Source organism: uncultured Pedobacter sp. (genome assembly GCF_913776295.1).
Lineage (GTDB): Bacteria > Bacteroidota > Bacteroidia > Sphingobacteriales > Sphingobacteriaceae > Pedobacter.
Map to the genome: position 1 here is coordinate 44,606 of NZ_CAJYOJ010000045.1, position 12,931 is coordinate 57,536.

Annotated in this window: 14 protein-coding genes; 10 read left to right on the forward strand and 4 right to left on the reverse strand. The window is 37.7% G+C overall.

Annotated elements, in window-relative coordinates; translation table 11 throughout:
• Positions 1-288 precede the first annotated feature (288 nt).
• Together QZ738_RS09200 and QZ738_RS09205 are read right to left on the reverse strand one after the other, a co-directional pair.
• Entirely contained in the window at positions 289-3,309 is a 3,021-nt protein-coding gene (locus tag QZ738_RS09200) for a leucine--tRNA ligase (protein ID WP_293786796.1), read from the reverse strand.
• Positions 3,310-3,640: 331 nt separating this feature from the next.
• Positions 3,641-4,069, reverse strand: a complete 429-nt coding sequence (locus QZ738_RS09205) for a hypothetical protein (RefSeq protein ID WP_293786798.1) — start codon at positions 4,067-4,069, stop codon at positions 3,641-3,643.
• Between the two features lie 199 nt (positions 4,070-4,268).
• Here QZ738_RS09205 and QZ738_RS09210 point away from each other — a divergent pair, with 199 nt between their 5' ends.
• The 9 genes from QZ738_RS09210 to QZ738_RS09245 all read left to right on the forward strand — a co-directional run bounded on the left by QZ738_RS09210 (position 4,269) and on the right by QZ738_RS09245 (position 9,510).
• Positions 4,269-5,147 carry an ABC transporter permease gene (locus QZ738_RS09210; RefSeq protein ID WP_090499014.1) on the forward strand — a complete coding sequence of 293 codons (879 nt, stop codon included), beginning with the start codon at positions 4,269-4,271 and terminating at the stop codon, positions 5,145-5,147.
• Positions 5,147-5,374 (forward strand): DUF3098 domain-containing protein, encoded by a 228-nt coding sequence (locus tag QZ738_RS09215; protein WP_293786803.1) that lies wholly within the window; start codon positions 5,147-5,149, stop codon positions 5,372-5,374. The genes QZ738_RS09210 and QZ738_RS09215 overlap by 1 nt, the downstream gene beginning before the upstream one ends.
• A gap of 39 nt (positions 5,375-5,413) precedes the next feature.
• Positions 5,414-5,617 (forward strand): DUF2281 domain-containing protein, encoded by a 204-nt coding sequence (locus QZ738_RS09220; RefSeq protein ID WP_293786805.1) that lies wholly within the window; start codon positions 5,414-5,416, stop codon positions 5,615-5,617.
• Positions 5,617-5,829 (forward strand): type II toxin-antitoxin system VapC family toxin, encoded by a 213-nt coding sequence (locus QZ738_RS09225; protein ID WP_293786807.1) that lies wholly within the window; start codon positions 5,617-5,619, stop codon positions 5,827-5,829. The genes QZ738_RS09220 and QZ738_RS09225 overlap by 1 nt, the downstream gene beginning before the upstream one ends.
• 6 nt (positions 5,830-5,835) lie before the next feature.
• A complete protein-coding gene (locus tag QZ738_RS21305; protein ID WP_367268578.1) occupies positions 5,836-6,003 on the forward strand; it encodes a PIN domain-containing protein in 168 nt (55 codons plus the stop codon).
• Between the two features lie 17 nt (positions 6,004-6,020).
• The gene (locus QZ738_RS09230; RefSeq protein WP_293786809.1) at positions 6,021-6,815 is read left to right on the forward strand and encodes an undecaprenyl-diphosphate phosphatase; all 795 of its coding nucleotides are present in this window, start codon (positions 6,021-6,023) and stop codon (positions 6,813-6,815) included.
• 108 nt (positions 6,816-6,923) lie between these two features.
• Complete coding sequence (truB, locus tag QZ738_RS09235; RefSeq protein ID WP_293786811.1) at positions 6,924-7,655, forward strand: tRNA pseudouridine(55) synthase TruB; 732 nt, start codon at positions 6,924-6,926, stop codon at positions 7,653-7,655.
• Positions 7,652-8,512 (forward strand): YitT family protein, encoded by an 861-nt coding sequence (locus QZ738_RS09240; protein WP_293786813.1) that lies wholly within the window; start codon positions 7,652-7,654, stop codon positions 8,510-8,512. Before truB ends, QZ738_RS09240 begins: the two co-directional genes overlap by 4 nt.
• An 11-nt stretch (positions 8,513-8,523) precedes the next feature.
• Positions 8,524-9,510, forward strand: a complete 987-nt coding sequence (locus QZ738_RS09245; protein WP_293786815.1) for a bifunctional riboflavin kinase/FAD synthetase — start codon at positions 8,524-8,526, stop codon at positions 9,508-9,510.
• A 2-nt stretch (positions 9,511-9,512) separates the two neighbouring features.
• Here QZ738_RS09245 and QZ738_RS09250 read toward each other — a convergent pair whose 3' ends face one another.
• Together QZ738_RS09250 and QZ738_RS09255 are read right to left on the reverse strand one after the other, a co-directional pair.
• On the reverse strand, positions 9,513-9,911 hold the full coding sequence (locus QZ738_RS09250; RefSeq protein ID WP_293786817.1) for a PIN domain-containing protein: 399 nt from the start codon (positions 9,909-9,911) through the stop codon (positions 9,513-9,515).
• Positions 9,893-10,045: a hypothetical protein gene (locus tag QZ738_RS09255; RefSeq protein ID WP_293786819.1), complete on the reverse strand. Its 153-nt coding sequence runs from the start codon at positions 10,043-10,045 to the stop codon at positions 9,893-9,895. Before QZ738_RS09255 ends, QZ738_RS09250 begins: the two co-directional genes overlap by 19 nt.
• A gap of 641 nt (positions 10,046-10,686) precedes the next feature.
• Between QZ738_RS09255 and QZ738_RS09260 the strand changes: the two genes are divergently transcribed.
• The gene (locus QZ738_RS09260; RefSeq protein ID WP_293786821.1) at positions 10,687-12,903 is read left to right on the forward strand and encodes a cation:proton antiporter; all 2,217 of its coding nucleotides are present in this window, start codon (positions 10,687-10,689) and stop codon (positions 12,901-12,903) included.
• Positions 12,904-12,931: the final 28 nt, after the last annotated feature.

The window sequence follows — 12,931 nt, forward strand, 5'->3', positions numbered from 1 at the left end:
ACTTGATTGGGAATCTTACTGTAATAAGCTTTAAGATTCCCGCCTGCGCGGGAATGACGACCGCAATAGGGATTCTGTCAATGGCGGCGCTGCCAAGAATCCCAAAACTCTGCGAATTAGATCTCTCCATTTCGCTACGCTTCAGTCGAGATGACGCCCCTTCTATTGAAATCTCTCCCGAAAAGACAAAAAACCCGGATTACGAAACGTAACCCGGGTTTTTATATTTTTAGCTTGAGCAAGAGTAAGGAAAGCCCTCTACCTTATTACCTTCCGCCTTCTACCTCTCTATACTACTACATTAATAATCTTTCCTTTAACGAAAATAATTTTCTTCGGCTCTTTTCCATCTAAAAATTTCTGGAATTGCTCATCGGCCAATAAAATTGCTTCTACTTCAGGTTGAGTTAAAGTTAAGCTCAAATTCAGGTTCATTTTCATTTTACCGTTGATGGAAACCGGATAGGCAAATTCATCTTCCACCAAATACTCCGGTTTGAATGCCGGATAGGCAGCGTATGATAAAGTTCCTGCTTCATTACCCAATAATACCCAAAGTTCTTCGCAGATATGTGGCGCATAAGGCGAAAGAATAATCACCATATCTTGCAAAATCTGACGGTTTTTACATTTCAGATCTGTTAATTCATTTACTGCAATCATAAAACTGGATACAGAAGTGTTGAACGAGAAACGCTCAATGTCATCCTGCACCTTTTTAATGATTTTGTGCAACGATTTTAATTCCGCTTTCGTCGGTTCGGCATCAGATACAGTGAATTCCCATGACTCGTTGTGGAATAATCTCCAGAATTTGCGAAGGAACTTGAATACCCCTTCAATACCATTGGTATTCCAGGGTTTGCTTTGCTCCAACGGACCCAGGAACATTTCGTACATGCGCAAAGTATCAGCACCATAACGCTCAATCAAATCATCAGGATTAACTACGTTATAATAACTTTTCGACATTTTTTCAACCTCAACACCGCAGATGTATTTTCCGCCTTCTAGAATGAATTGAGCTTCTTCGAATTCTGGTCGCCAAGTTTTCAGCTTACTAACATCTAAAATATCATTCTCAACAATGTTGACATCTACATGTATAGGCACAAAAGTATCTGGATAGATTGTTATCGAAGAAGTCCTTATATCACCTAAAACATCAAATAATGAAGTATTAAATTTATTTAATAAATCCAACTCTTGCTTTTCAAACTCAACGCTTCCATCTCCGTATGTGGAAAAGTTATCTCTATGAAATGAAATTGATTTAAACTTTAAATATTTTTTAAATATTTTTTGGATTTTATCTACAATTTCAAAAGAAATAAAAGTTTTTCTTAAGATTGAATTAGGATCTATATCTCCTGTTGAAGCCGAACTAAAATTACCTACTCTATAAATAAAATTACTTCTGCCCTGAATCATCCCCTGGTTGATCAGTTTTTTGAAAGGCTCTTCTTCTTTGGTATAACCCAAATCTTTCAAAAATTTATTCCAGAAACGACTGTACAATAAGTGGCCGGTTGCATGTTCAGAACCACCGATGTACAAATCAACAGCCTTCCAATATTCAACCGCTTCTTTCGAGGCAAAATTGTCGTTGTTATTGGCATCCATATAACGGTACCAGTACCAGCTGCTTCCTGCCCAGCCCGGCATGGTGCTCAGTTCATAATGTCCGCCATCTTTTGGCAACCAGTTTTCGGCCCTGGCCAATGGCGGCTCTCCGCTTTCAGTTGGTAAATATTTATCAATTTCAGGAAGCAACAATGGCAGTTCTTCTTCCTTAACCAGATAAGGCAATCCATCTTTAAAGTAAACCGGAATCGGCTCACCCCAATAACGCTGGCGACCAAAAATCGCATCACGCTGGCGGAAGTTTACCTTTGCCTTGCCTGCGCCACGCTCTTCTAACCAGTTATTTAAAAAGGCAACCGCCTCTTTGTATTCTAATCCGTTAATAAAACCAGAATTGATGTACTTACCTTCTTTTGTTGGATCTGCCTGCACATCAATATCTTTTTGCGCATCTAAAATCTGTACAATAGGCAAATTAAAATGTGTAGCAAATAACCAGTCGCGTTGATCGCCACTCGGCACTCCCATTACAGCACCAGTTCCGTATCCTGCCAATACGTAATCGGCAATCCACAACTGCACGCGTTCTCCACTTACCGGATTAATCACGTAAGTACCTGTAAAAGCACCAGAAACCGTTTTGGTATCGGCCATACGGTCTAACTCTGATTTCTTTTTCGTCAATGCGATATAATCTTCAACAACTTGTTTTTGTTCGGGAGTGGTCAATTCGGCAACCCACTCATGTTCCGGAGCCAAAACCAGGTATGAAACACCAAAAATGGTATCCACACGGGTGGTGAAAACCTCAATATAGTCCGAAGTCCGGGGTCCGGAGTCAGAAGTCTCAATTTTGAACTTTACCGATGCACCTACGCTCTTACCGATCCAGTTACGTTGCATTTCTTTAACCGGCTCTGGCCAATCGATGGTATCCAAACCTTGCAAAAGGCGATCTGAATAAGCCGTAATGCGCATGCTCCATTGCATCATTTTCTTCTGCTCAACCGGGAAACCGCCGCGTTCAGAAAAACCGTCTTTCACCTCATCATTCGCTAATACCGTTCCTAACGCCTGACACCAGTTTACGGTACTCTCACGGAGATAGGTTAAGCGGTATTTAAGCAATTCGATCTGTTTTTCTTCCTCGGTAAAGGTTGCCCAGTCGCTTGGCAAAAACACTTTGGTGTCGTCATCACAAACTGCCTTTACATCGGCTGTACCAGAGGAATTAAATTTTTCGATCAGCGTGCTGATATCTTCAGCCCTATCGTTTTCAATGTTGTACCAGGAGTTGAACAACTGCATAAAAATCCATTGGGTCCACTTATAATAAGATGGTTCGCTGGTCCGTACTTCCCTGCTCCAATCGAAAGAAAAACCGATCTGGTCCAACTGTCTGCGGTAGGTCGCGATATTAGCTTCGGTGGTAATGGCCGGATGTTGCCCGGTTTGTATGGCATATTGCTCAGCCGGTAATCCGAATGAATCGTATCCCATGGGGTGCAATACGTTAAAGCCTTTAAGGCGTTTGTATCTTGAAAAAATATCTGATGCAATGTAACCCAGTGGGTGACCAACGTGCAGGCCTGCTCCTGATGGATAAGGGAACATATCTAACACATAGTATTTTGGTTTTTCAGAATTACTTTCGGCTTTAAACGTTTGATGATCTGCCCAAAATTTCTGCCACTTTTGCTCTATTTCTTTGAATTGGTAATCCATTGCAAGTTTTTATTTTTTAAAGGGGCGAAAATACAGAAATTAAGGGGCTTTAAAAAGCAGATACAGGATAATATTTAGCCGGAATATATACAACAGGAGAATAAGTTATAACTAAAATCTGCAATTCTTTTATGCAGCCAGATGCTTCCATCCGACTATCCGGGCATTCACGATAAGTGAAATCTTAATTATCTTTTACTATAACTCAGTGTCAGTTGGCAACAACTGACACCACATTACCTTGGCATCAGTTCGCAAAAACCGACGCAACAAAAAAAGCGCCATTGATCTTGGAATCAATGGCGCAGCAAATAATCGGGGGATTAAGTTCTTATCTTGATAAAGAATATACTTTAGTTACGTTTGTTTTATCAATTTTGGCTGTAAACTCTAATTTGTTCGCCGTGATACTGTTTATCTTACAATAATTCAACCCGTCGTTAATGTCCATGGTAAACTGATCAGAATAGATGATTACATAAGTGCCGATCGTTCTGTTACCTGATAAACTCAACTCTACCTGGTCATCATTATTTGATTTGAAATCAATATAATCACTGGATGTACCATAATTAACTGTTCCATTCATTTTTTTTGGGTCTTTCAATGTTTCTTCAGCAGTATAGCCAGAAGTTACGATTTTATTTAACGTCCATCTCCCTAACATCTGAGCTTTTAAAGATGTACTATCTTTTTTGCAGGAAACAATGGTAGAGGCGATCAGTAGGCATAAGCCCAACATGGTAATTTGTCTTTTCATAGTTCAATTTAGTTTTAGGATATCCTTAATTAACGCCATTTAAGCAAATTTCGTACCGCCTTTAAAAAAGAATCAGATTTGATACAAAATTTAATCTTCAAACTAAAAACCGATCGCGAACGTTAGTATTCATTTAACAATCATTAATTGGTGTTTATCAGGTATAATTTATATTTTCGCAGAAACAAAAATGAAATACATGGAAGAATTCGAAGTAAGTGATGCATCTAAGAAAACCAAAACCGTTTACATCTCTACTATCATCAGTATTGCGTTGGTTTTATTAATGCTGGGGCTACTTGGTTTAGTGCTTGTACATGCCAAAAATCTTTCTAACTACGTTAAAGAAAACATTGTTTTAAACATTATTGTTGATGAGGGCGCAAAAGAAGCCGACGTTTTGGCTTTCCAGAAGGAGCTTAACGCCAACCCGGCGGTAAAGCAGACCCAATATGTAAATAAAGAACTTGCAGCCAGAAACCTGACCCAGGATTTAGGTGAGGATTTTGTTAATTTCTTAGGATACAATCCACTAACTTCCACCTTCGATGTATATTTAAAAGCGGAATATGCAAACAATAAAAGCATCGATGCTTTGAAAACCAGTATTTCCAAAAATCCTGTAGTGAAAGAAGTGGTTTACCAAAGTTCTTTAATTGATATGGTAAACAAAAATATCAACACCATTGGTTTAATCATTTTAGCCTTCGCCGCACTGTTATTAATTATTTCTATCGCATTAATTAACAACACCATCAGGCTAGCCATCTACTCACAGCGCTTTTTAATTAAAAGTATGCAGCTGGTTGGTGCAACGAAAAATTTTATCCGACGTCCTTTCTTACTGTATGCTGCTTTGCATGGCTTAATTGCCGCATTTATAGCCATTATTATTTTGTTGGCCACTTTAATTTATGCACGTAAGGAAGTGCCTGAAATTATTATTTTAAATAACTACCAGGAATTTGGCTTTGTGTTTATAGGCCTGTTAATTGTAGGTATTTTTATAACAGGTATTAGTACATGGTTTGCAGTAAGCAGATATTTACGTTTAAAATCTTATCATCTTTATAGATAATGGCAGAAAAAAAAACAGGTCCGGTGGTAAAGGACGTTAAAAGCGAATTGGTTTTCACCAAAAAAAATTATCAGTTATTGTTAATCAGCATTGCAATTGTAGCAGTTGGTTTTATCCTGATGATGGGGAGCACAGGTAACATTTACGATTTCAGACGGACTTTGTTAGCACCGATGGTGGTATTGGCAGGTTTCGCTTTTGGTATTTATGCCATTTTAAAAAAATAAATGCTTTGTATTAAGTAAAGTGTTTTTTAACTTTATAATATGACAACAACAAAGTTGCAGATTGAAATTAATTCGCTTCCCCTAAACCTTAGGCAGGAAGTTGCAGATTTTGTTGAATTCTTAAAAACAAAACATAAAGGTAAGCCAAAACTAAAATCACGCGAATTTGGTTATGCAAAACGTAAGATCAAATTATCAGATGATTTTGACGAGCCTTTAGAAATGTTTGCTGATTATATTTAATGGCCTATTTATTAGATACCCATACCTTTTTATGGTTTGTTGCTGGTGATGACCAATTACCACTTTCAATTAAAAAAAAGTTATCTGACATTGATGTATCTTGCTTTTTGAGTATTGCCTCTTTTTGGGAAATTGCCATAAAAAAACAAATCGGAAAACTCAATTTAGAAATTGAATTCGAAGAGCTTTTTAGATTTGCAGAAAGAAACTAGATTGAGATTGTATCTATTAATGAAACACATCTTACTACATTATTAAACCTTGAATATATTAATAATGATCCTTTTGATCGTATTATTGTATCTCAAGCCATTTCTGAGAATTTAGTATTGATTTCACGAGACAAAAAATTAAAAAACTATAAAATAAAATTGGAGTGGGAATAACCCATTAACTAAACGATATGAATTCTTTTGAAGCTGTTGTCCTTGCCATTGTGGAGGGACTAACTGAATTTTTACCGGTATCGAGTACTGGCCACATGATTATTACCTCGTCATTAATGGGCATTGCGTCAGAACCATTTGTAAAACTTTTTACCATCGTAATTCAATTAGGCGCCATACTTTCGGTGGTAGTACTCTATTTTAAAAGATTCTTTAAATCAATAAATTTCTATATTAAGTTGCTTGTGGCCTTTATTCCAGCAGCAGTATTTGGCTTGTTATTGAGCAAAAAAATAGATGAATTATTAGAAAGCCCTATGGCTGTTGGTATTTCACTGCTAATTGGAGGTGTTATTTTATTATTTGTAGATAAATGGTTTAATAAGCCAACGGTTGATGAAGAGGAAAAAATAAGTTATTTAACAGCGCTTAAAATAGGCTTTTTCCAGTGTATTGCCATGTTGCCAGGTGTATCTCGTTCAGGAGCCACTATTGTGGGGGGGATGAGCCAAAAATTAAGCAGAAAGGTAGCAGCAGAGTTTTCGTTTTTTCTGGCTGTACCAACGATGTTTGCGGCAACTGCAAAAAAACTGTATGATTTCTATAAGGAAGGGCATACCATTACCCATGATCAAACCAATATGTTGATTATCGGAAACGTTGTTGCGTTTATTGTAGCACTTTTGGCCATTAAAAGTTTTATCGGGTACCTGAACAAACATGGTTTTAAAGTTTTTGGATGGTATCGGATTGCTGCAGGTTTAATCATTATCATCCTGTTGCTGAGCGGACATAATTTACAAATAATATAATCCCGAACGGTTAACCACAGGTTAATCCGATAATGGTAATCGGTGTGCATCCTTTTCATCTGTGGTAAAAAACAATATTGAATCCGTATCTTTGCGCAAAAAAGATTTGTGAGCACCGAAAATCCTAAATTCAAAGATTTCAATTTTGCCGAAGGCGAATTGCTTTTAATTAACAAACCGTACAAATGGACATCATTTGATGTGGTGGGCAAAATCCGTAATTCTTTAAAACCACTAAAACTTAAGGTTGGCCATGCCGGCACTTTAGATCCCCTTGCTACCGGCCTGCTGGTTATCTGTACAGGTAAACTGACCAAACAAATCGATACTTTTCAGGCTGAGGAGAAAGAATATACCGGTACCATGATATTAGGTGCTACTACTCCATCATTTGATATGGAAACCGAAGTTGATGAAACATTCGATATCGGTAACATTAGTGAAGAAGAAATTTATGCGGCCTGCAAGCCATTTATTGGCGATATAGAACAATATCCGCCTGCTCATTCAGCTGTGAAAGTTAATGGCGAACGTTTATATGTAAAAGCCAGATTGGGCGAAGAAGTGGAATTACGGAAACGTTTTGTAAATGTACCAGAATTTGAAATCACAAGGATTGAATTGCCCGAAATCGATTTCAAGATTGTTTGCAGCAAAGGCACATACATCCGCTCCTTAATATCCGATTTCGGTAAAACTTTAAATAACGGTGCCTACCTTTCCAAATTAACCCGTACCCGAAGCGGAAACTTTATGCTAAAAGACGCGTTTGAGGTATTAGAACTTGTTAATTATATTCGCAGTAAGAAAGAAGAAGTTAAAACTGAAGCAGGAGTATGAACCATATCAAAAACAGGAACACCAGGTTTATAAAGGAAATCCTTTTGATTATTGCAGGTGTAACTTCTGCATGTTTTGGCTTAAAAAGCTTTTTAATGCCCAGTCATTTTATAGATGGTGGTGTTACTGGTATATCCCTTTTGGTAAGCACCTTAACCGGCTGGAATTTATCGTACCTGATCGTCTTCATCAACATTCCCTTTGTTATTCTGGGCTACAGGCAAATTGGTAAAGGCTTTGCACTAAAAACAGCTATCGCCATTGCTACACTTTCACTGGCTTTGATTATCCTTCCTTTCCAGCCCATTACGCACGATAAATTGCTGATTGCATTTTTTGGCGGTTTATTTTTAGGCGGGGGAATCGGATTGGCTATGCGAGGTGGCTGTGTAATTGATGGTACCGAGGTTTTAGCACTTTACATCAGCAAAAACAGCATTTTAACCGTAGGAAATATCATCCTGATTTTAAATGTAATCATTTTTGCATTCGCTGCTTACTTCCTCAACATTGAAACGGCACTGTATGCCATTCTAACCTATTTATCAGCATCCAGCACCATTGATTTTATCGTAAATGGCCTAGAGCAATACACCGGGGTCACGGTTATCTCCGACCATCAGGAGGCCATTAAGGATTTCATTATCAACGATATGAAACGTGGTGTTACGATTTACAAAGGCGAAGGCGGATATGGAGAAAAAAAAGATATCGATATCATTTTTACCGTTGTTACCAAGCTGGAAATGAGCAAATTGCAAACTGCTATCAGGCAGATTGATTCGGATGCTTTTGTGATCCAACAGCAGATTGCCGATTTAAAAGGCGGCGTAGTAAAACGCCATGCATTACATTAATCCCAACCCCATTGAAGATATACCATAACCTTTCGGAATTTAAAAAATTAGATAATGCCATTGTTACCATCGGTACTTTTGATGGCGTGCATTTCGGACATCAGAAAATCATTAAACAACTGGTGCAAAAGTCAAAGGCCGATCATGGCGAAAGTGTGATATTAACTTTTTTCCCACACCCCAGAATGATTATTGATCCTGAAAACCAGGATCTGAAAATGATCAATACCATTAACGAAAAAGCGGAAATTTTAAAAGGTTTAGGCGTAGATCATTTGATTATTACACCTTTTACCCGCGATTTTTCTAATCAGCTGCCAGAAGATTACATTAAAAACATCTTAGTTGACCATATCGGCACGAAACACATTATTATTGGTTACGACCATCGTTTTGGGAAAGACCGCTCTGGCAATTTAGACGTTTTAAAAGCTGCCGGCGCTCATTTCGGCTTTACGGTTGAAGAAATTATGGAGCAGGATATCCACGATGTGGCGGTAAGTTCAACCAAAATCCGCCAGGCACTTTTGGCCGGCGATGTTAGCCTGGCAAACGATTACCTCGGCTATCCTTTCTCAATTTTTGGAAGGGTGATTAAAGGCGATAAAATAGGCAGGACAATTGGCTTCCCAACAGCAAATATCTTTATAGAAGAAACTTACAAACTGATCCCAGGCGATGGTATCTATGCGGTTACGGTTGAAATGGAGTCTGAAGTCCGAAGTCCGAAGTCCGAAATACTCAACCCGAAACCCTCAGCCCTAAACCCTCAAGCCTTCAAAGGTATGGCTTATATCGGGCAAAGGCCGACCATTAACGGGATGACCAGAAATATTGAGGTTAATATTTTCGATTTTAACCGGGAAATTTATGGACAGGATATTAAAATGAATTTCTTAAAATTTCTTCGCCACGATGTAAAATTTACCGGATTAGAAGCTTTAACTGTTCAGTTACAAAAAGATAAGGAAGCTACTTTAGCTTATTTTGGCGGTTAATCTTACAGCGGATATAAACTTAAATCAGTAATAAATTTAAAATCTTTCACATTATAAGAAAACAACTTTAGTTTGGTTTTAAGAACTGTAGCAGCGATTAGTGCGTCAGCTAAAGCGAGTCCATGGCTTAATTTATAGTTTTGTATTAGGTTAATTGCAGTTAAGTTTATCCTTTCATTAATTAACACAATACTAAATCTGCTTAGCTTTTTGTTGATAATATGAAGATCTGACTTGTTTGTCGCCCCAAACAATAACTCCATTTTAGTAATGGATGAAATAATATTATCTAATCCGATATCTCTTTCAAGCAACACTGTAGTAGATCCATTACGGCTATTATTTTTATCAAAATAATCTATCAATACATCCGTATCACAAATTATTTTTTCCGTTCCCATGCAATTTCTCTAAGTTGTTTTGCACTTAAATTCTTATCTGTAAACACATCATGCAATTGGGAAATATCTATGGACTTATCTCCTTCTATTATTGGAATACCATTGATTTCTCTCTCATTTTCTTTTGCGGCCATAGCACTAGTTTAATCAATAGAAAAATTCAAATATTTACCTAATTCTCTCAATGCTGCCAAGGTTTTATTGCTCTTATATTTTACGGTTACTTCTTTCATTAGATTTGGATTTTAGAAATCGCTTAACCTGCTTTACACAAATTTAATCAATATTTTCCTTCCGAAAAAGCCTTATTTTAGCTATATTAGCGGCAATGAGGCTTTTTTACATCATTTTATTTCTATCCCTTTCCATAAATTTTGCAGGTGCAGCATCACAGAAAAACAGAAATGAGGTGCAATCAAAATACACAAAAATAAGTTTTGTTACGAAGAAAAAGATCATCAAGCAACACTTCGGTTTTAATCAGGATAACGAAAGCCTGCAAAAAGATTTTATCAATATTTCCTCTGTAAAAATATCTTTCAGTGCTTTTGTTCTGATCACTTTTTTGCTATTTCTTCTTCTTAAGAACAAAACCAACCATACCAAAGTTATAATCAAAAGATTAAAGTATAATTATTGGTGCTTGTTTAAGATGCTCTATCCAAAACACGTTTTTTGGTAAATCAAACAATCATATGGCTGCCAGCGATTATCACCATTGGCCGTTGCCTCAGCCGAATTTAAAATTTTTAGTTTTTAATATTTTAAAAATCAAATGATTCATTTACCAGATTTAATTGCCGATTTAGGATTAATACTCGCTGCTGCAGGTATAACAACATTATTATTTAAAAAAATTAAACAGCCACTCGTACTAGGCTATATATTGGCTGGCTTAATGGTTGGTCCGCATTTCAGTTTTCTGCCAACAGTAACCGACCAGAAAAGCATAACCATTTGGGCCGAAATAGGTGTCATATTTCTTTTATTCAGTTTAGGTTTAGAATTTAGTTTTAAAAAGCTGGTCAAAGTTGGCGGTTCTTCTTCAATTACTGCCATTGTTGAAGTGCTGTTTATGCTTTTAATTGGCTATGCAGCTGGTTCACTGATGGGCTGGAATACAATGGATAGCATCTTCCTTGGCGGGATCTTATCCGTATCTTCCACAACGATTATCATCCGGGCTTTTGAGGAACTTGGCGTAAAACATAAGAAATTCGCAGGACTGGTTTTTGGTGTGCTGATTGTGGAAGATTTAGTTGCCATTTTGTTACTGGTACTCCTTTCTACATTAGCGGTAAGTCAGCAATTTGCTGGTTCAGAAATGCTCATTTCGATATTAAAGCTTGCCTTTTTTCTCGTATTATGGTTTTTAGCAGGCATTTTCCTCATTCCAACCTTCTTAAAAGCTACGCGAAAATTAATGAACGATGAAACCATGTTGGTGGTTTCCCTGGCTTTGTGCCTGGTTATGGTATTGCTGGCGGTAAAAGTTGGTTTTTCTCCCGCACTTGGCGCATTTATTATGGGGTCGATCTTAGCTGAAACGACCCAGGCTGAAAAAATAGAGCACCTGACAAAGTCTGTTAAAGATTTGTTTGCCGCGGTTTTCTTTGTTTCTGTGGGTATGTTAATTGATCCTAAAGTTTTGGTTGATTATGCATTTCCGATTCTTATTGTTACCCTCGCTACAATAGTTGGTAAATTGATCAGCAGCTCCCTAGGTGCTTTATTATCCGGTCAGCCTTTAAAAACATCTGTACAGGCGGGAATGAGCCTTGCACAAATCGGCGAATTCTCATTCATCATAGCCACACTGGGTTTAACATTGAAGGTTACCAGCGAATTTCTTTATCCGATTGCCGTAGCAGCCTCAGCCATCACCACTTTTACCACGCCCTATTTAATCAAGTCATCAGAAAGTTTTTATAACTTTTTAAACCGGGTTTTACCACAAAAATGGTTAGATGGGATTCAGAGATATAGTTCCAGTACCGCAGGAATTACAACACTAAGCGATTGGAAAATCCTGTTACGTTCTTATATCTTTAACACCATTATCCACTCCGTAATTATTATTGCCATTATTTTTCTTACCTCAAGGTTTTTACAGCCTTTTATGGTAAAAAATATCACCAACGGTCTGCCTTCCATCTTAATCAGTGTTGCGCTTTCGTTTATTTTAATGTCCCCCTTTCTTTGGGCGCTTTCTATTCGCCGGATCCAGAAAACCGCTTACTCCCACCTATGGTTAAATAAAAAATATACGCGCGGTCCACTGATTGCTATTGAGTTTTTCAGGATTGCACTCGGCATATTTTTCGTCGGATTTTTGATGTATGAGTTTTTTGATACATGGGTTGCAGCGATGATTGCTTTGGTTTTAATTGTGCTGGGAATGGTTATCTTCTCCAGAAAACTGCAATCGTTTTACGATAAACTGGAACGCCGTTTTATCCGGAATTTAAATGCCAGGGAAAATCAAAAACCGGATATTTTACCTTGGGATACCCATCTTACCGAGCTTAAGGTATCACCCGAATCGGAAGTGGTTGGAAAAACGCTGAACGAACTAATGATCAGGGAAAAATATGGGGTAAATATTGCCTTAATTGAACGTGGTAGAAATAATATCCCGACACCGGGCAGAGATGAGCGGCTTTATCCACATGATAAGCTGTTACTGATTGGTGCAGACGACCAACTTGCAGCGGTTAAATCACTTTTGGAAGTTAACGCTCCGGAAATAACCGCAGAAAATAATTTCCCGGATAAAGAAATGTCCCTGCAAAAAGTTGTTGTTCATAATGAATCGCCTGTGTATGGCATGAGCATCAGAAATGCTGGTATCCGCGAAAAAGCGCAGGCTTTAATTGTAGGTATAGAAAGAGGAGCTGAACGCATCTTAAACCCTTCGTCGGATTTTGTGTTTGATAACGGCGATGTAATCTGGATTGTAGGGAACAATAAGAAGATTAAGGAGGTTATATAGATTAGTCAGAAGTTATTAGTTTGAAGTC

Excerpts from the sequence above, each read along its gene's own strand:
- QZ738_RS09240 (WP_293786813.1), top strand. The coding sequence starts at position 7,652 with ATGAACCATATCAAAAACAGGAACACCAGGTTTATAAAGGAAATCCTT.
- QZ738_RS09215 (WP_293786803.1), top strand. The coding sequence starts at position 5,147 with ATGGCAGAAAAAAAAACAGGTCCGGTGGTAAAGGACGTTAAAAGCGAA.
- QZ738_RS09255 (WP_293786819.1), bottom strand. The coding sequence starts at position 10,045 with ATGGCCGCAAAAGAAAATGAGAGAGAAATCAATGGTATTCCAATAATA.
- QZ738_RS09260 (WP_293786821.1), top strand. The coding sequence starts at position 10,687 with ATGATTCATTTACCAGATTTAATTGCCGATTTAGGATTAATACTCGCT.
- QZ738_RS09210 (WP_090499014.1), top strand. The coding sequence starts at position 4,269 with ATGGAAGAATTCGAAGTAAGTGATGCATCTAAGAAAACCAAAACCGTT.
- QZ738_RS09220 (WP_293786805.1), top strand. The coding sequence starts at position 5,414 with ATGACAACAACAAAGTTGCAGATTGAAATTAATTCGCTTCCCCTAAAC.
- QZ738_RS09200 (WP_293786796.1), bottom strand. The coding sequence starts at position 3,309 with ATGGATTACCAATTCAAAGAAATAGAGCAAAAGTGGCAGAAATTTTGG.
- QZ738_RS09230 (WP_293786809.1), top strand. The coding sequence starts at position 6,021 with ATGAATTCTTTTGAAGCTGTTGTCCTTGCCATTGTGGAGGGACTAACT.
- QZ738_RS09205 (WP_293786798.1), bottom strand. The coding sequence starts at position 4,069 with ATGAAAAGACAAATTACCATGTTGGGCTTATGCCTACTGATCGCCTCT.
- QZ738_RS09225 (WP_293786807.1), top strand. The coding sequence starts at position 5,617 with ATGGCCTATTTATTAGATACCCATACCTTTTTATGGTTTGTTGCTGGT.
- QZ738_RS09250 (WP_293786817.1), bottom strand. The coding sequence starts at position 9,911 with ATGGGAACGGAAAAAATAATTTGTGATACGGATGTATTGATAGATTAT.